The following is a 19030-nucleotide window of genomic DNA, read 5'->3' on the forward strand; positions in this document are numbered from 1 at the left end:
AATCAATAAATCAAACTCGAGAGCCCGCTAAATTTTCCTGGGTTTACAGGCTTGTTTTTCCTTCTTAACCTTTGCTCCACATTTCTTACAAACGTATTTCGGCTCTTTGGCTTCTTCAAAATCTTTTTCTTTGCAAGCAGTCTTGCCCATACAGATATTTTTTTACCCGATAAAACAGCCAAAAACCTGTTTTTGTTTTGAAAACCGAAATAATTAAGTTTTATCGGACAGCATATCCGAATCATGCCTGTTTTAGAACACAGTCTCTCCACAAGACATTTACAGATCTCATATTTAGCTGTATATACTATTGATCAACAATAAACACATAAGCAGTAGCATCAGGTATACCCATCGCACCGTAATAAGTACCAATTTTTCCTTTTATTTTTACCTCTTTGCCCAGATTTCCCGGATTTGTTTTCAGATTCAAGTTATCTCTGATTTCTCCCAAAGGAAGGGATACAGGAAATGTCTTTGCACCGATCGTTTCACCGGGTGATTCGGCTAAAGCGAGTGAAGTATCTTTAACTTTGGTGTTATTCGTCAGGTCGTTGGTAAAAGTACCGACGGTAGTGCCGGCATAACCACCCGCGATAAATCCTTTTACCCAAACCCCGCTTGACGGTGATACATTTCGGGCATCTTCAAGGGTATATGGATTTTCCAAGGTTCCCTCCCCCACGGGTTTATAGACCTTAAAATCTTTTGACACCGTTGCCGTTTCACCTGGCACATCCAGCCAATTGGCGATGGTGGCCGTTGCGCTGAGCGGATAACGTGTATCCAACTCAATCGTATAGGTGTATTTATATCCCGACTTGAATGAGGTGATGATTGTTGAGCTGTTCAAATCATAAACATAACCATATTCCCCGTTAATGATCTCCAGGGTTGCATCCGCCAGGCTTTCAGCAGGCAAGACAATGGCTTCGGCAGATGCTCCGTCGTCACTCATTCTCATCGCAATATCTCCTTTTGCTGAAGCTGTTTGCGACTTGTCCGCCAGGGAGAACACTCCCTGGGTATTGGTTCCTTTTATCGTTACTGCAGTGTTCATCAAAGCCGATCCGTCGATGGTTTTAAGATAAACGACCAGCTTCGATAACTGATGAGTGAAAGAAAGATCGACGGATGGAGAGTTCTTATTTAAATCTGTGGCATTGTCTGCATACAACAAGTCAATCGCAGACGGGTCAGTCTGATCAGTCACATCGACTGCATATTCAAAAGCCGCGCTAACAGTTCCGTGGGGGTAATAGGCAATAAAATCCACGTTTGTCCCGTCAATTGGAAACTTCACATCGTGTGAAACGGCAATAGGGTTGAAAGTTCCGTCGCCCTCCGTTACGTATTTCGCATTTTTTGCTCGAACGGATCCTTCGGTAAGCCCATTTCCGGCCGTAACCATATAAATCCCGATAGCATCCCCTTCAGTCCAGGTATCGTTAGAAACCCGTGTCCTCACGCCGTCAATGCAGGCATTCACCCTGATGCTTCTGTTTATGATTGAAAAATCGATTCTTTCGCCTTCACAGGCAAGTAAAAACGGAAGCATAAGAAATAAGAGCAGATGATTTGTTTTCATAATTCTAAATACTTAAGTGTTAAAGCAACAAGATAATAAGAGAAAGTGTTATTTCCAAAAAATGACCGCAATTTCTTTTGATTCAGGGAACAGAAAAAAATTTTACTTTTTTTCCTTATCTTTGTATCCCAATAAAAAAACAGGATAAATGGCTATGTTCGAAAATTTGAGTGACAGACTGGAAAGGTCGTTTAAGATACTGAAAGGTGAAGGAAAAATCACCGAAATTAACGTTGCTGAAACGTTGAAAGATGTTCGCCGTGCCCTGCTCGATGCCGACGTAAACTACAAGACCGCCAAGGAGTTTACTGAAAGTGTCCGTCAAAAAGCCCTTGGGCAGGACGTGCTGACAGCAGTGAAGCCGCATCAGTTGATGGTAAAGATCGTTCACGATGAATTGGCCCTTTTAATGGGTGAAACCGCTATCGACATCAACATCAAAGGCAGTCCGGCTATCATTTTGATGTCTGGACTACAGGGTTCCGGAAAAACCACTTTCTCGGGGAAGCTTGCCAGCTTGCTGAAATCGAAACGGGGAAAAAATCCGCTTTTGGTTGCCGGCGACGTATATCGCCCTGCTGCCATTCAACAGTTGAAGATACTGGGAGAACAAATCGGCGTGCCGGTTTATTCCGAAGAAGAGAATAAGAATCCGGTTAAGATTGCTCAGAACGCCGTTCAGTATGCCAAGCAACACGGAAAAGACCTGGTGATCATAGATACCGCTGGCCGGCTGGCTATAGATGAGGCGATGATGACGGAAATTACCGCCATCAAAAATGCAGTAAATCCGCAAGAGATACTGTTCGTGGTAGATGCCATGACCGGTCAGGACGCCGTGAATACGGCAAAAGAATTCAACGACCGGTTGGATTTCAACGGCGTTGTCCTTACCAAGCTCGACGGAGACACTCGCGGAGGTGCAGCCTTATCCATCCGTTCGGTGGTAAACAAACCCATCAAATTTGTAGGAACGGGAGAAAAACTGGATGCTATTGATGTTTTCCATCCGGAACGTATGGCCGATAGGATTCTCGGTATGGGTGATATTGTTTCGTTGGTTGAAAAAGCGCAGGAGCAATACGACGAAGAAGAAGCCCGCCGCTTGCAAAAGAAAATCGCCAAAAATCAGTTCGACTTCAACGATTTTATCGCACAGATTCAACAGATCAAAAAGATGGGCAACCTGAAAGACCTGGCTTCGATGATCCCGGGTGTAGGAAAACAGATAAAGGACCTGGATATCGATGACGACGCTTTCAAAAACATCGAAGCCATCATCCGCTCCATGACTCCTCAAGAAAGGACCAATCCTGAGATTCTGAACGGAAGCCGTAGAGCACGTATAGCTAAAGGGAGCGGGACTAACGTGCAGGAGGTCAACAACCTGATCAAGCAGTTCGACCAGACCCGGAAGATGATGCGTGCAATGACATCAGGCGGAGGAAAGGCGATGATGAGAAACATGAGAAGAAGATAAAAGTCAAGGAACACAGGAGATATGCAATTAATTGACGGAAGAGCCGTAGCGGCACAAATCAAAAAAGAGATCGCCGAAGAGGTGGCACGGATCAAGGCACAAGGCGGAAAAGCACCTCATCTAGCAGCGGTATTGGTTGGACATGACGGGGGTAGTGAGACCTATGTGGCCAGTAAAGTCCGCGCCTGCGAAGAAGTAGGGTTTCAATCGACCCTGATTCGTTACGAGGATGATGTTACCGAAGAAGAACTGCTCGCGTGCGTAGATCAGCTTAATAACGATGCCGATGTGGATGGATTTATTGTTCAGCTGCCGTTACCCGGCCATATTTCGGAAGGCAGGATCACGGAAGCCATCAATTACCGTAAGGATGTGGATGGATTCCACCCGGTCAATGTAGGCCGTATGGCCATCGGGCTCCCCTGCTTTCTTTCGGCTACCCCTTCGGGAATAATGGAACTCCTTAAGCGGTACGAAATTGAAACCAGGGGTAAGCATTGTGTAATTTTGGGCAGAAGCAATATCGTGGGCAAACCGGCCGCATTATTAATGATGCAAAAGGGATATCCCGGCGATTGTACAGTAACCGTGTGCCATAGCCGCACAAAAAACATCAAAGAAATATGTCTCCAAGCAGATATCATTATCGCGGCACTGGGTGTCCCCGAATTTTTAAAAGCCGATATGGTGAAAGAAGGGGCTGTGGTTATTGATGTGGGTACAACCCGTGTTCCGAGTGACAAAACCAAATCGGGATTTAAACTTACCGGCGATGTTGCTTTCCATGAGGTAGCTCCCAAGTGCAGTTATATCACACCGGTGCCGGGGGGAGTCGGGCCGATGACCATTGTTTCCCTGTTAAAAAACACCCTCCTGGCTGGAAAGAAAACGATAGTGTAATGCGGTTAATATTTCACCCATTATCATTTTTTTCATTAAACTCAAAAAAAATAACAAAAAAAGGACAATTTATTAAATATTTAAGCTACATTTGCAAGTTGACAAGAATTAAAAGGATATAAATCACAGTTAACTCTTTATTGAATTATTTAGCAATCAGCGTCCTTCGGAGTTGCCGCACATATATTTAGTTTATTTATAAGTAAGTGGTATTATGTCAATTGTTCGTTCCTTATACATATTCATCAGCTTGCCCCTAATCGTTCTTTTAACGGTTGCAAGTTCATGTGTCCGGGGTTCGGATTCAGAAAATTATTTTGGAGGCAATCACTTTTCCATTCAGGATTCCATTAGCAAAATCAACCAATCCATTGATAAAATAAGAAACGATTCCAACCACCTCCAGACCATATTGGAACAAAGCCTGTCCTCAAACGACAAGATTAATCAATTAGTGCTCTATCGAAGCTTGGGAGATCTTCACCTTAAAAATTTCCATTTTACAAGCGCTATCAAAAACCACGGGGAATACCTTAAACTATCGGAAGAACTTGCCGACTCCCTTCAGATAGTAAAAGCACTGAACGTATTGGCCATCGATTACAGGAAATCCTACCAGATGGATAATGCCATACGGTATTCTTTTCGCGCACGAAAAACGGCCGACAACCTGCAAAATTCGGACACCACGGTCCTCAGGGAAAAAGCCCTCTCGCTTAATGGAATTGGCTGGATATATTCCATGCTGGAATATCCTGACGAAGCATTGAACTCCTTCAGGCAATCGTATCAATACGCCGAAAGGGTAAACCAAACTGATTTGCTAGCCGACGACTTAATGGGAATCGGCGTTGCATACCGGGATAAAAAGATGTATGATTCGGCCAGGGTTTATTTCAATAAATCAGCCGATTTATTTATTGAAATAAATTCCAGAACAGGCCTTGGTTTAACATTTTTCTGTTTTGGACAGCTAAGTGCGAAGCAGGGCAGTTATCAGGAAGCACTCATCTTCCTGAACAATGCATACAACACATTGAAAGAAACAAGTGACAAATTAAACTGGATGGAGGTATGTTTTACTTTAGGAAATACATATAAAAAGCTTTCCCAATACGCCGAAGCTGAAAAGTACCTTGTGGAAGGACTGGAAATTGCCAAACAGCTGAACCTGCCCTTTTACCTGAAGAATGCTTACTCCGATTTATCAGAGCTCTATTATTTACAAAACAGGCCGGCACTTGCCCAACAATACCATGTTGTATCGCACAGTTTCGACAACCTGATTAACCGAAACGAAACACAAACCATTCTGTTCAATGCTTTTGCCGATTATGAAAAAGCGGAGAGCAAAAAACAACTCACAGGCCTTAAAACGGTGTTTGATGCCAAAACGAATCAGCAAAGGATCCTCATTGTCGCCTTTATCGTAATAATTATACTGTTGATCCTCATTTTTTTGATTCACAACCGCTACACAACGATGAAAAAACAGAAAGAGAAATCGTTGGTGGAAATAACAAAATTGAAGTCTGACTTTTACACGAACATTACCCATGAATTTAAAACGCCCATAAGCATCATTATCGGGCTGGCCGAGAAACTGAAGAAAACGATAGGAGAAAGCAAATCGGCCCACAACCTGATAGACCTGGATATAATTGGAAGGCAATCCGAGAATCTCTTGTTTCTTGTTAACGAGATACTTACTGTTTCTAAAATTCAAACCCGGAACAGTATTCATTGGGTGAATGGGAACATCGTGAGTCATTTAAGGTATCTACACAGCTGTTATGTTGATTTTGCCGAGACAAAAAAAATAACCTACCTCTTCCACAGCAGTACGGATGAAATTATCATGGATTACTCCCGTGAACAAATCAGGGTGATTGTCAACAACCTGCTGACGAACGCCATCAAACATTGCACTGCCGGGAACAAGATACTCCTGATGGTAAGGGAAGACAAAAAACAAAAGAAATGCATTATTGAAGTGGCAGATAACGGCGAAGGCATAACCGCCAAAGACCTACCACACATATTTAAAACTTTCTATCAGGGAGAATCCGACCTGCGGGAGCAAATGGGGGTAGGAATCGGGCTTGCCTTCACAAAACAGGTTGTGGAAAGCCTGGAAGGAGAAATACATGTACGCAGCATCCCCTTTAAAGAAACCGTCTTTACCGTCGAAATACCCATTATCAACCATAGGCGTGCGTCGGATAACCCAGCAACAGAAGAGACAGTACCCGTTCCACGTCGCTTTGAATACGACCCGCTAGAGTTGGAAGAAGAGAAGGAAGACTCCGGCAAACCGTTGATTCTGATTGCTGAAGATAATCGCGACATGATTTTTTATCTGACTACCGTCCTTCGTGATGAATACAATATCGTAGTGGCGCACGACGGCCAGCAAGCAATGGATTTTGCGGAAGAAAAAACTCCCGATCTCATCATTTCCGACTTGATGATGCCGGTAGTGGATGGAAATAAGCTCTGTTCACACATCAAAAGCTCCGTTATGACCAGCCACATTCCTATAATCGTGCTTACAGCCAAAGCTTCTGATGAAGACAGAATTCAATTAACTAAAGCGGGAGCGGATGCTTACATGACTAAGCCGTTCATTGAGGAAGAGCTAAAAGCGAAAATCAACCAACTCTTAAAAAGCAGGAAAGAATTAAGGGAAAAATACGGCCAGGTTGTTTTAGACAGTCAAAACGCCTCACCTGAACTGACGAACGATTCCAACTTCGAATTTTTGCAAAAGGTTACTGATATTATTTACCGGGAAATGAAAAACATTGACTTCTTCCCGCAGGGGCTGGCTTCAGAAATGTGTGTGAGCCCGTCTCAGTTGAACCGGAAAATCAAATCCATATCGGGATTGAATGCCACAAATTACATCCTGAAGGTACGGCTGAACCGTGCCAAAAAACTCCTGACCACTTCCCAGAAACCTATCGGAGAAATTGCGATGGATTGTGGGTTCAATGATTTTGCCTATTTCTCAAGAACATTTAAAAAGGAATTTGGAATCACCCCTTCCAAATATCAGCGCATGCCCCACCTATCAAATTAAATTTCATTCATAATCCTTAAAAGAATACCGGTTTTCTATTTTTCTGAAGAAAAAGATTGAAATACTAACACCGTAACTATTCTTAAATGAAACGCTTCGAAGACGCTAAAAATTACACCAGATCAATGTGATCTGAGGCAAGGAATATTGCAAAGCTATTGTTTAACCTCAATGTATACTTTAACTCTTTTAAGCTAGCACAGGAAAGAAAAAAACCATATAAACACTTTATATACAGTTTCTTGACCACTCGTTCGATTTATTGACTGGTCTGGTTTAAACCGAACAGAAAATTGAATAATAAATTTAACAAAGAACTTATTGAATCAACAACTATGCTACATGACTCGAAACTATATTTTTAACTAACTTTTGGTCTAATATTTTGAGATATTTATAAAGACAGTATTTCCCCGTAGTTGAATTAGAGGAAACAGTTTTTAGCCGAAATTTAAACAGAGAGCGAACTGTCGTGTGGGACAGTTCGCTCTTTTCATTTATCAAGTTTTCTTATTTTCTCGGGCGGCAAGCCGATTTTTTTGAGACAGAAATCGCGCAGGTGTGATACATTGGAAAAACCCAAAAGGGATGCAATTTTTTTTAACGGGTAATCGGTATTCTCCAAGTAATCGATGACTTCATTCTTTCGGATTGACAACTGCCATTGTTTGGGAGTGGTGTTGAATTTTTGCTTGAAATGGCGCGTGAATGTTTTGGTAGATTTGTAATCACACCGGATTGCCAGGTCGTCAAGTGACGTGGCCTCCTTGTAGTGTTTCAATACCAGCTCCACAAATCCCTGTTCGGTCTTATTGTAGCTTACCACGTTCACTGCAAGCAGATCATTCGGGTTTTCGTTTGTGATAACTTTGTACTTACCGTTGCTGAAATGAAGCACACATTGCGCGACACCGTTGTAGAAGTTGTTTTCGGGGTCTTCCTGTATGGGAACATCGTAAGGTTCCGGAAAAATAGTCCTTGTCATAAATAGTTAAACGAAGGCGCCCGGTTTAAGAGGGCGCTTTCGTATGGATAATAAGTGTGATATCTAATTCAGTTGCCATCCGGCATCGGTTTTTAATGCGCCGAATGTTTTGGTTTGCGACCAGGATGATGACCAACCCGATTGATACCTTATTGTAATGTTGGTGGCATCTCCTGTATTTGCCGGTATGGTTAATCTGTAACTCCCCCCTCCGGTCATGGCAAATGTACCGGGGCCGGCTGTTTTTGTCACGTTACCGTCAACAGGTACGTCACGCCATTCCGAAGTGCCCCAGCTCGTGTAGTTATACTGTATTGTCCCGGCAATGACGATATCGCTTAATTTTGTTCCTATGTTTATCGTCCCGTTGGTAAGGTTACCCACGGTGGTGGTCGTTTCGTAAATTTCGGAAACCGTTCCGTTGGTGGTAGTCCCAATTGCTTTGTAGTACCGCATCGTTACCGCATCCGAATTATTATAGGTGGCGGGTAGCGTATAAAGATACCTGCCGTTTTCCGTTACTTTTATTTGTCCCATGTTAGCGGTAACTTCAAGCGTTGTTCCGGCAGGAACGGGGTTGTTGGCGCCGTAGGTAATGGTTCCGGTTGCCTGTTTCAGTCCCACATAATTGAGGTTGATGGTCGTGGCCGATGTGGCTACATTCGTTGCCCGGTAAAGGTAGCCTTTGTTCCCTTCCCATTTTACGGCTTCCACGGTTGCCGCCGTACCGGAAGTGTAGTTCCAGATAAACTGTCCGTCTTGCCCTTGTTTGATGGTAATATATCCATTGGTGGAAGAGAGGTTGTCTCTGTCGGCATAAGGAACGGGCGTTGAAACGCCACTTTGTACATAATTGATAGTTCCCTCTCGTTTGAGAGAATTGTATGCCACCGGTCCGTCGGTAAATCCGTCGGCTTTTAGCACCACAGTTTCGGCATTACCGGCATTATTGGTTTTAAAGGGCAACGTTTTCAAACCCGGTGATGCCGCGGTGTAGATATAATAGATAACACCGTTCTCCACTTTCATTTGCAAATCGGGAGCGCCCGATGACTTGCTGTAGTACAGACCCTGTGTGTATATTTTTACATCGAACGGGAAAAGGCCTTCCGGAAAGTCTGCGGGAATGGTGAAAGTCAAGTTGGCAACGGCGTCCTGCCCTGCTCCCACCGTTCCTGGATTGGCATTGTTGATTTTCGGATCGAAAGTAAATGGCGGCGTAGCCACTACGCGTAGTTTGCGAGACATATTGCCTTTCGACACCACGATGGAAGCTTCGACTAGCGTAACCGGCAGGGTGTTAGCAATGGTTGCCGTGATAAGTCCCGAAGCGCTTATCGCCGGCTGCGTCCCGAAAATGGAGGTTTCGCCTTCCACGTAAAGCGTCATGCCGCTGTTATCAATATGTTCGGGATCGGCGGTGATATCGGGCCAGTAATTTGTTTGTACGGACAGCGGTTTTCCGGGTTCCGTAAACAATACCACCGTTTTTTCGATTTCCATTTTCTCTTTGCCGTCGGAGATCATCGGAAATTTATCCAGCGAGGCGTCAAGCACCACGTTATTGGCTGCGGCACCGTTTACCGCGCTCGATATCCCGTCTACACCCACCATATTTACTTTATTCACGGTCACCTTGTAGTGGTAGTTTCGTTCTATGTCGTAACGCACGGCCGGTGTTAGAGATTTGTCCAGCAAATCTATTTTATAATAACAAAGTTCACCCGGAGAGGAAGGGGTTTCTTTGTAAAGCCCTTTGACGATGACTGCCGTGTAGTCGGTGTTCGATTTGTGAACCCGCTCGAACAGGTATTTTTCGTCCGACGTGAAATCCAGGGGAGCCGGTTCGCCCGACAGTGCGGCTCCTGCGGCTTGGGTTACACTCCCTATGGTAAAGGCTTGTTCCGAGGCATCGAAAGGAGCAGCCGTACCCTTGTCGGGAACCTTGTAGAGTGCGAAACCCTGCATTTCGAACTTCGGTTCCGTACTCATTACGCTTATCTTTGCCTGATTACGCAACAGTTCGATCGCTTGCCCGCCGTTGAATTCCCCCGGGTTGGGGGTTTCGCTGATGCCGCCTGCCAACACCGTACGGTTCCAGAAAAGGAGGTGGCTGCTTTCCAGGGCGGTTATGACTTCCTGTTCGGTTTTACCCGTCGATTGGTCGTGGAAATTGTCGGGAAAAACATAATTGGAAATAAAGTGAATCGTGCGTTTTTGTGTCGTGGGCTGCATCATTACCGTGAAGATACCGCTTGTTTCGTTTTGGGAGGCGAGTGTCGCGGTACGGGAGTAGATAAATTTGCCTTGCTCGTCAAATACTAGGAGAATCAGATCGTTTACCCCGCCGGTGGCGCGTGTGGTGACGGTTTTATACTCCGGGATATTGACCGAGAAACGAACCGCCACTTCATCGCCCGCCTGTGTGGGGGGGTCGGGCTGCAAGATATTGTCTTGCACGCAACCTGCAAAGGCAAGCAGGACAACTGTGAATATACTATAGATTATCTTTTTCATATCGTAAAATCTTTTATCGGTTCGTTAATCTTTTACATCGCGTATACAGCGGACATGGGCATTGGTGGCAGTGGCGTTTCCCGAATAATAAGGAGGGCTATTGTCCTGTCTCATCCGGTAGGCATTATTTCCACTATAAGCATCCCAATAGTATTTACCGGTCATTATTTGGGTTACTCCACCCACTCGCTGCAAGTCGTCTATGTATTTGATCTCCGCTTCTGTGGGTAACCGCCAGTCGTCGTATCTCACTTTAACTCCGTTGATGGTGGTTTCCTCCCAATAGTTCTGGCATTGGGTTTTCGCATTGTTGTACCCCATCGTGGATGTCGCACCCAACTGTGAGGCCATCATAAACTTAGGTGAGATCATGTTGGCCACAATGGCGTTATCCAGTGTATTGCCGTTTCCGTCCACCGGAGGAAATCCCCACCGGTAGTTGCTGGATTCATCCGGAGCCAGCGTTGTGATGCAATACATGTAGCGGTTTACCAGGCCACTGCTGGCTAATGTGCCATCGGGACGTTGATAAGATATGTTTCCCCTTTCTGACGTGAAATAGGTGGCCGGCAACTGCCGGATAACGACTTTCTGTTCTATGGTAAGCGATGCCGACGGATGGGTATAGGCCGTGAAGGTGATGTCTTTGGGAATATAGTTTTCCGGAACCGCGCTGGTGACGGTGATTTCTTTCGTATCGTTATTGATATTTACCGTCGCGTATTGCGCTCCGCTTGTAATGGGTACGGTTGTTTCTTGTCCCGTGTTGTTGTCAACGTAGGTGTAAGATACTTTCAAATCTTTGTAATTCACCGGTGAAACGGACGCGAGGAAGTCCAGCGTTATCGTGTTAGTGTTTGGCATTACGGTGTTGTTGGGTGTAACCATTAGGTAATGGAACATAAATACCTCTACAGCAACGTTCTGCTCGCCCCAGTCCGAAATAACGTAATTGCCTTGAAGCGTTACCGGCGGGTTATCCGCCACCCCCACGTAGTTTATTTTTACCGCTATATCGTAGAGGAAGTCTCGCTCCATTTTGTGAAGATGCGGTTCTACTTCGGGGTTGGGTGGTACAAGCATATAGGGCGTAACGGGGACGTGATAGAAATAATCGCGTGTAACGCCGTCTTTTCTGAAAGGCACTTTCAATTCGATATAGGTTTCACGGGTTACATCCTGGCCCCAATTGTTGGAATAGGCATAAAAGGGAGCCGAGGTAGTGTTTCCGGGTAACCCTACACTACCGCCCACCGGAGTTATTACGTCTCGCCACGGTGAGTTTTTCCATTCGGCTGGAGCAACGGGCGTTACTGTTGTTCCATCTTCCAACAGTACTGATTGGTCCGTTAAATGTACCAAACGTGCTTGAGGGTTGCCGTCTTGAACGTATCCTTCACCCGAGGTGTCTTGAATCTCGAGGATGCGCAGACGTACTTTGGAGGCAGCGCGTTTCAGATCCACTTTTCCCATATCGGGAGTTGTTTTGATGTTTTTCCCCAACAGTTTACCGTCCATCACAAACGATGTTTGCGGTTGGAATCCCCCTTTGCCGGCAAAGTCGGCTGTGGTAAACAACAGGTTTTGCAAGGTGGTAAGGTTGCTGCCCACAGTTATCGTACTCAGATCGGCAGTATTGTTTGCTACTACATAAACGTCGTACACGGGGTTCGCGGCATCAATCAACGCTTGCAAGCCGGTAGTAATGGGAACGGTTATGTTTTTCTTTATCGGGTCAACGGGTTGCGCATCCTCAATAAGCAATCGATTGTTCGGAACATGGTGTTTCAACTCCCCTCCCTGATAAAAGAACAGGTCTATTGTGGAGACGATATTTTCGTTAAAACTTCCGTCGTGATCACCCGGTTCGGTGGGTAGCGCTCGAGTGGACGAGCGTAATGTTTGTGTCGATGACAACGAAAAACTCATGGTTAAGCCTTCGGGCGAATTGTCGCAGTCGCAATAATCGTCACCCATGCAAGAGTATAATCCCGCTAACACGAACGCGAGTATAACCGCAAAATTTATTTTGTTTATTTTTTTCATATAGCTTTTCCTCCTTTTTTACGGTTGATAGATAATTCTCAGTCGGTTGCCGGGTCCGGTTGCACCGCTTTTGTCAAAATCTATTTCCACCCCGTTTACACGCACAATCACTTCGGTTGAAGCGCCGGCAACTGCACCCGGTTTTGTTGTAATTCGGATATCCGGCCAACTACCCGAGCCTCCGGTTATGGTACCCCACGTATATGCGTTTGTTGTAGCATCTTTAATCAGTGTAAAATCGGCAATATTGGTAAGTGATACCGACCATACTCCGCCCGCGGGTGCGGTAATTTTGAAATTCAGATTAATGTTTGAGGTACCTGCAGTAATTTTCATCGGAGTACCAACAGGCGGTTTGGGAGCTACTTGAAACACCGCGTTTACCTTCTCGTAGTTAAAAGTGCTTTGCAGCAGATTCCATGGCAGCACTTCGGTATTAAGCAACAGGCTGCTGTATTCGCCCAAATTAACGATAGTTCCGTTCAATTTATAATGATGGTTTCGTTTAATGGAATACAAATGGTCATCGGGGTCCGTTACCGAAGAGTTGGGATCACCCGGTGTTCCGGTTCCCGGCGCGGTAACGTTTTCGTTGATATATACCCGGTAAGTGGTAATCACATCGTTGAACAGTGCTTCCACTTCCAACTGTGTGGCGTGAGTTTTATCACCCCCGGTGAGGTTTTCATAAACATAGATATCGCCTATTTCATTGACGGGAGTGGGTACTGTAAGCAGTTCCAACGGTGTATTCAAGGGTTTGGAATAATTCCAGTACGATTGCGGTGAAACGGCAGTTGCCGGAGGTACGGGAAAAAGTGTGGTCTTACCGGTGTTGCTCAAAAGCGATATTTTGGTGATCTTCACATTGTCGTTTTCATCGGCTTTCTTGAATTGCAGGCTTATTTTTGCCGCTACCCGTGTAAGGGTGACGGAAGTATTGTTTCTTAAGGGATCCTCTATGTTGGCAACCGACACACCCACAGATTTTCCAGTCATCAAAAGTGGAAGTGTCAGCGGTGCGCTGATCTGATCGCCAAGTATTTCCATCAGTCCGGTTTTGGTAGTGATGGATTCCAGCAGAGGAGTCAGTGCATTACTCTCATTGGCCACTACATAAACCTCTTTGTTGCCTGTGGCTACTTCCAACACGAAAGGATTAACAAAATCACTGTTTCCGGATGCATAAAACTTGTTTTTCTCAACGTATTCACCTGCGAATACAAAGACACGCACCTTATCGATAGCTTCATCGCCGGTAAAGAGGGGATCGCCAGCTGCACGAGTTGTCACTCCATCAAGTGACACGACTATAATACCCGGTTCTTCGTTGACCGTCAGGTCGTCGGAGAGGCATGATGTCAATAAGGCCATAAGTACTGTTATAGCGACAATTGCCTTTAAGCTGAATGGATATGCTGTTTTTTTCATTGTCTCGAATTTATAGATATTCTACGTACTGGAAGACTTGATTCCAAGGAGTGACATTGACATTGATGCTTAATGTTGCCTTGAAATCGATAAGGATGTTCAGTGTCCGGCCTACCTCCGCATTGAACGGTTTTCCCATGCTGTCCCTGTCGGCCGTGAAGATCACCTCCCCGTTATAAAGAATGTCCACCACTATCGATTTTCCAAATGCCGCAGGAAAAATATAGAAAATGGGTGCTACGAAATTGCCGTTTTTGTTAAATGTTGCCGGCGGCGAGTAAAAAGAACGAGTTCCTGTCAGGTTGCCGTTCATGTCATAGGTATCGAGCGATTCGCGCACTGAATAGGAGTAGGAGCCTTCCCCATTGCCGTTCCATTGCTTCAAGTTTAGGGAGGTAATGGTTACTCCTGCGGTTTTTCGGGTGATTTCCAACACATGCGATGTGCCGGATGTTGTTCCTCCATACTCTACCGGTACGCTGATGGTTCCGTAGAAAAGATCACTGGGCGAATACGCCATGCGTTGATCTGTTTGTTCGGAATCCGCTGATCTCAGCCTCACGTAGAGGTCTTTCAGTTCTTTTACGTCGCTTATATTCGAATAGTCGACGTTTTCATCCAGGTTGCCCCAAGCGACAAACTTGAGTAAAGAGTGGCCGGGATAATCCATCACAATCTGCAATGCCTTACGCTGTTTCACCTCGCTGGCGGAGAGATAGAAGCTCTTGAATATCTTTTCCTCCTCGTCGAACACAAACATAATCACTTGCTCCACATCTCCCGATTCAGTGATGTCATTTCCGTCGGCATCCACTACCTTAACAGTTATCTGGAACGGACGTGGACATACCGACAAGTCTTCTTTCAGGCAACTGCTCAGCATTACTGTCAGCAATACTGCTACAAGTATAAAGCTGTATTTGTTCGTGCTATTCATCTTTTGTTGTTTTATAGTTTCTTCTTGTTCCCCGGGAGGGTATCACTCCCACCCGGAGTAATAGATCCATTTTAGCGGTATCTACCGTTTATTTGCATGTATGTTGCAAAAGAATTTTACCATTCCACATTTTGTGTTACTACAATCCAGGGAGCCACTTCCACATATACGTCCAGTTGAGCTTCAACCGGCGGATCGATGGTCGGATTACCTGCTTTTTTCAGGGTAGCCGTAATATTGTATTGGGTATTGCGGATAATTTTTCCGTTAGCAGTATGGTCTTCATTGTATGTATAGCCCTCCTTATCAGCGTTCACCCAAATAGCATAATAGGTAAAACCATCAGCGTCCGTTGCTAATCCAGGAGCTTTGTATTCAACATTTCCTTTAAATAATTTACCTTTCAACACGATAAACGTCCCTTCCCTGTTTGCCGGAGTATCTGCCGTATTTTCGAATGCATAGAAATAATGCGCATTTGCGGCATTTACCAGTGTCGGGGAAGTGAGAGCCGCATTCAACGTAAAGGCCTGTAATAAGGTAGAGTCAGCTGTTGCGGTGAAAGTTGCACCGGTGTATCCTGCACTTCCTACATACGAATGCGATGTGGAAGGATAGGCTGATCCATACAAAAACTCAGTGCCGTTAACCAGCGATGCGCCGAAGAGCGTGGACGATTTGCGTGCGTTGAACAGGGCAACTTCCGTCAGTTCGAACCTGTCGTAAAAAGGATTATTAAAATCATACGTCAGACCTACCAAGGCTACACGTGCGTTGACACGGGTGATGGGCAAGCGGGTGCCAAGAGACAGTTGCTGAGCAGCGTCTGCATCGTAATTTGTATCGTCAGTTTTAAATCCGTATTGGTTCTTTCCACCGACCAGCGTGATCTCTATCGGTTCCGATGTCATTACCAAGCCGGTAGATATGTCCTGAGAAAGGCTTTTAAGTTGAGCCAATAGGGCCGCTTTGTTGGCTACTGCCCCAATATTGGCATTTGCTGCTACCACCATGGTTTTGGGACCGGCGGTTGTTTCAATACCTTCCACAAAGGCTTCGCCGACATCTCCTTTTTTATAACCATCAGGTGTTTCGCCGATAAACAGCCAAACTTCCACGTTTTTGATAGCACTCTCGGCAGCCAATCCCGCGGGGGCAATACCGTCTCCGCTTAAATCTCCGGCCAGACGCGTTACAGGTGCTTTGCTGCTGGGGAATACTTTTACCGAAACAGTTGCTTCCGCACCTGTTTTGAGATCTGGCATTTCTTCCTTGTTACAAGCCACTAAGCCTAAAGCTATGACTCCTGCTAAAAATAATTTTCCGATTTTCATAAGTTGATAATTTAAAAAGTGAATAATTTAGTTTAATTTGATCTGTTTAATACGTTTGTTTACTTTTAATGTTTATTCTTAAGACTCTCATCTTCTAGCTCTCTACAAGTTATCCTCTATATATTGTTGGAGTTGTTTTGCGTTGTACTCTGCATCGGCATTGCCTGCCTGAATAGCTCTGTTGAAGTATTGTTTGGCTCGGGCAGTATCTCTTTTTTGGGCATATGCTACCCCCATCAGATTCATTGCTGCAGGGCTCTCGTTATACTGCTCCAGATAGGCCAAGGCTGCGTCGGGCCTGTTTGCACGTAACTCACCTACAGCAGCGTTTAAGCAGGCAACTTCGGCATCGGGAAAAGTTCGACAGGCAATATCAAATACTTCCCTGTATTGCGGACTATCTGCTGGATAGGTATTGGCCACCAGATACATCTCATTGAGACTTAATACCTTAGGTTTTGTTTTAATAAGTTCTTTGGCTTCCTCAACGTTAAACGTACGTGAAACGAACGTCACCTCATAATCGTTGCGGCGAAGCGGTGGAAAATACTCCCTGAGCATGAGCCTGTAGGTTGAACCGCCGTTCAACTCCATGAGTCGTTTTTCGCGGCCCTCGTTTATACCTACGTTGTCGATAATGTCAAGGACAGCTTCTTTATCGGTCAAAGAGGAACCTTCAACAGCTTTCCGTAATCCTTCCCAGTCTTCGCCGAACCACTGTACGTTAAACCGGTCCCGTGCATAGCCGTATTTCTTCTCCATATAACGGGCAAACGTTTCAGCACGGCGTTGAGAGAGGAGCATATTGCGCTCGTACGTGTCTTCAGGGGAAGCATAGCCGGAGATAGTGAAATTAGTAATTGAGAGATCAGAATCGGCTTTCAGTGCATGAACTACACTGTCTACTCTGGCCAGTTGCTCAGCATTGTTCTGGAAGTCCGGCAGTAAATCGTAACGTCCCACGATGTAGTTGAGGTGTGCGCTGAATATTTCGCTTCGCACTTTTACTTCTTCCACTTCGGGTACGATATAGGACATGCGGAAGTCGGGAAAGAACTTGTCGGCCAGTATCCTCTGCGAAACCAATTTATCGGGTTGCATGTCCGAACAATCGGCACAACCCACTACTTCCGTTCTCAGTAGCAACCGTGCATTTCGTTGCCAGTCCGAATATGGCAGGGTGGCGGTATAATGCATCGACTGGGCCGTACCGTTCCGGCGCACCAATTGTTTTTCCACCGGCATGGAAAGGTGTGTTTTCCCATTCCACTCAAACGGCCTTTGGAGTACTTTATTCCGTAGTGTCCCTTTCACGGCTATAGATTCTAATTCTACTTCATTTTGATTGGAGACTATTACAGGTGTGATAATCAGCATATCATTTTTGTTGAGCCTCAAGTTGTCGAGGTTCATATCCATGGTCACGCTTGTTACGCCCCCTTTCTTAGATATAGCCTGGTTTTCAATAACTATCTGATCCGTGTAGTTGACTTGAGCCGTTACTACCTCATGGCTTACGAACAAGGCAGTCATCGTAACAAGCAATCTGTATATACTTTTCCGTTTCATACGTACTTCCATTTTTTTATTTTATAAGATAAATAAGGGATATTGCCGCTTTAGTTACACCCAAATAGTTTTGGGTATCGCTGGATATTTTGCTTCCGCACTTCACACAGGTAAACTTGTCGTACGTCAGGTAAGCATAGCCTGCGCCGATGCTGAGCTCAAAATTCCACCTGGGTGAGATTAACCACTGATGCCCGTAACTGATGCCAGCTCCGTAAGCAAAACCTTCGTAGCGGAATTCGTTTAAATTGGATAAACGACCTACTGGAATATCTATTCCGCCGATGTTGTATTCGCCTGCCAATGCATGCAATCCAAAAAAATGGCCGTTGAAACTTTCGCAAAGCCAATACCTCAGCTCAGGCTGAACAATCCAGTGTTTTGCTTTTTTGTTGTCGTTAAATACAAAAGGGTTGAATCCTCCTCCTACTTCGAGTGTGTACTTACGATTAAGGGCAAATTCTAAACCAACATTTGGTGTACCTGCTGCCGCCCAATGAGCGAAATTGGTTTTGACTCCGACTGTCTGGGCATGTAATTGATACGTTCCCAGTATCAATACTATAATCAGAATTAATTTATTATGCTTGAGCATTTTATTTGTAATATTGAGTTTGTAAATATGTGAAGCTGCAAAAAACAGACACAAAGTTGTATTTCTCGGACTCATAAATGACTGATAAATCTCCTATTTTATAAAATAGTGTATCTTTTCCACATTTTTTTCTCATAAATGAACCCTTTTAGTCACCTTATTTTTTACCTTTATGAATAAAGGCGGGAAAGGTCTAAATAATTTTAAATAGGGTTTTTTATTGAGAATTCATTTTTTTGTTGATGCAAAATTAGGATAGCCCAAAAGAAAAAGTTATAACTAAAACGACTTTTTTTTGCACTTTTGAGACACTCCAGGAAGTTAAATTTGGACTAAACGAGCGTGATGAAAAAATCATACTTCTGATAATGACAAGGTTAAAAAGTAACTTTTTATACAAATCCGATAACGAAAAAAAGTCAAAATATTTAATAAAAAGGACACATTCGAGAAAATCAGCGAAAATGACCGTTAAAACACAAGTGTTTATATATTAGATTCTTGATGTTTTTTCTTCATAATTGACAGCTTTTTTTGAAGACAATCTTTTTTTCCTATTTCATAAA

General features: G+C 44.5%; 12 protein-coding genes. 3 read left to right on the forward strand and 9 right to left on the reverse strand.

Annotated elements, in window-relative coordinates; all coding sequences use genetic code 11:
- Nucleotides 1-307 precede the first annotated feature (307 nt).
- Entirely contained in the window at nucleotides 308-1588 is a 1281-nt protein-coding gene (locus KCV26_00100) for a fimbrillin family protein (GenBank protein WZX36831.1), read from the reverse strand.
- 154 nt (nucleotides 1589-1742) lie between these two features.
- Here KCV26_00100 and ffh point away from each other — a divergent pair, with 154 nt between their 5' ends.
- The 3 genes from ffh (at nucleotide 1743) to KCV26_00115 (ending at nucleotide 7050) form a co-directional block, all read left to right on the forward strand.
- Nucleotides 1743-3068, forward strand: coding sequence for a signal recognition particle protein (gene ffh / locus KCV26_00105; protein WZX38282.1), 1326 nt, complete (start codon nucleotides 1743-1745; stop codon nucleotides 3066-3068).
- 21 nt (nucleotides 3069-3089) lie between these two features.
- Nucleotides 3090-3968 (forward strand): bifunctional methylenetetrahydrofolate dehydrogenase/methenyltetrahydrofolate cyclohydrolase FolD, encoded by an 879-nt coding sequence (gene folD / locus KCV26_00110; GenBank protein WZX36832.1) that lies wholly within the window; start codon nucleotides 3090-3092, stop codon nucleotides 3966-3968.
- Between the two features lie 214 nt (nucleotides 3969-4182).
- On the forward strand, nucleotides 4183-7050 hold the full coding sequence (locus KCV26_00115) for a response regulator (GenBank protein WZX36833.1): 2868 nt from the start codon (nucleotides 4183-4185) through the stop codon (nucleotides 7048-7050).
- A gap of 493 nt (nucleotides 7051-7543) precedes the next feature.
- Here the strand turns inward: KCV26_00115 and KCV26_00120 are convergent, their stop codons facing one another.
- The 8 genes from KCV26_00120 to KCV26_00155 all read right to left on the reverse strand — a co-directional run bounded on the left by KCV26_00120 (nucleotide 7544) and on the right by KCV26_00155 (nucleotide 18464).
- The gene (locus KCV26_00120) at nucleotides 7544-8035 is read right to left on the reverse strand and encodes a helix-turn-helix transcriptional regulator (GenBank protein ID WZX36834.1); all 492 of its coding nucleotides are present in this window, start codon (nucleotides 8033-8035) and stop codon (nucleotides 7544-7546) included.
- Nucleotides 8036-8098: 63 nt separating this feature from the next.
- Complete coding sequence (locus KCV26_00125; GenBank protein ID WZX36835.1) at nucleotides 8099-10552, reverse strand: hypothetical protein; 2454 nt, start codon at nucleotides 10550-10552, stop codon at nucleotides 8099-8101.
- A gap of 24 nt (nucleotides 10553-10576) precedes the next feature.
- Nucleotides 10577-12598: a hypothetical protein gene (locus KCV26_00130; protein WZX36836.1), complete on the reverse strand. Its 2022-nt coding sequence runs from the start codon at nucleotides 12596-12598 to the stop codon at nucleotides 10577-10579.
- 18 nt (nucleotides 12599-12616) lie between these two features.
- A complete protein-coding gene (locus KCV26_00135; protein ID WZX36837.1) occupies nucleotides 12617-14029 on the reverse strand; it encodes a DUF4906 domain-containing protein in 1413 nt (470 codons plus the stop codon).
- A 10-nt stretch (nucleotides 14030-14039) separates the two neighbouring features.
- Nucleotides 14040-14966 (reverse strand): FimB/Mfa2 family fimbrial subunit, encoded by a 927-nt coding sequence (locus KCV26_00140; protein WZX36838.1) that lies wholly within the window; start codon nucleotides 14964-14966, stop codon nucleotides 14040-14042.
- Nucleotides 14967-15082: 116 nt separating this feature from the next.
- The gene (locus KCV26_00145) at nucleotides 15083-16300 is read right to left on the reverse strand and encodes a fimbria major subunit (protein ID WZX36839.1); all 1218 of its coding nucleotides are present in this window, start codon (nucleotides 16298-16300) and stop codon (nucleotides 15083-15085) included.
- 102 nt (nucleotides 16301-16402) lie between these two features.
- On the reverse strand, nucleotides 16403-17869 hold the full coding sequence (locus KCV26_00150) for a DUF3868 domain-containing protein (GenBank protein ID WZX36840.1): 1467 nt from the start codon (nucleotides 17867-17869) through the stop codon (nucleotides 16403-16405).
- A gap of 16 nt (nucleotides 17870-17885) precedes the next feature.
- Nucleotides 17886-18464, reverse strand: coding sequence for a DUF3575 domain-containing protein (locus KCV26_00155; protein WZX36841.1), 579 nt, complete (start codon nucleotides 18462-18464; stop codon nucleotides 17886-17888).
- Nucleotides 18465-19030 lie beyond the last annotated feature (566 nt).

This window comes from Petrimonas sulfuriphila (genome assembly GCA_038561985.1).
GTDB classification, from domain to species: Bacteria; Bacteroidota; Bacteroidia; order Bacteroidales; family Dysgonomonadaceae; genus Petrimonas; species Petrimonas sulfuriphila.

Coding starts and splice junctions, on each gene's coding strand:
- KCV26_00100 (WZX36831.1), bottom strand. CDS start 1,588: ATGAAAACAAATCATCTGCTCTTATTTCTTATGCTTCCGTTTTTACTT.
- ffh (WZX38282.1), top strand. CDS start 1,743: ATGTTCGAAAATTTGAGTGACAGACTGGAAAGGTCGTTTAAGATACTG.
- folD (WZX36832.1), top strand. CDS start 3,090: ATGCAATTAATTGACGGAAGAGCCGTAGCGGCACAAATCAAAAAAGAG.
- KCV26_00115 (WZX36833.1), top strand. CDS start 4,183: ATGTCAATTGTTCGTTCCTTATACATATTCATCAGCTTGCCCCTAATC.
- KCV26_00120 (WZX36834.1), bottom strand. CDS start 8,035: ATGACAAGGACTATTTTTCCGGAACCTTACGATGTTCCCATACAGGAA.
- KCV26_00125 (WZX36835.1), bottom strand. CDS start 10,552: ATGAAAAAGATAATCTATAGTATATTCACAGTTGTCCTGCTTGCCTTT.
- KCV26_00130 (WZX36836.1), bottom strand. CDS start 12,598: ATGAAAAAAATAAACAAAATAAATTTTGCGGTTATACTCGCGTTCGTG.
- KCV26_00135 (WZX36837.1), bottom strand. CDS start 14,029: ATGAAAAAAACAGCATATCCATTCAGCTTAAAGGCAATTGTCGCTATA.
- KCV26_00140 (WZX36838.1), bottom strand. CDS start 14,966: ATGAATAGCACGAACAAATACAGCTTTATACTTGTAGCAGTATTGCTG.
- KCV26_00145 (WZX36839.1), bottom strand. CDS start 16,300: ATGAAAATCGGAAAATTATTTTTAGCAGGAGTCATAGCTTTAGGCTTA.
- KCV26_00150 (WZX36840.1), bottom strand. CDS start 17,869: ATGAAACGGAAAAGTATATACAGATTGCTTGTTACGATGACTGCCTTG.
- KCV26_00155 (WZX36841.1), bottom strand. CDS start 18,464: ATGCTCAAGCATAATAAATTAATTCTGATTATAGTATTGATACTGGGA.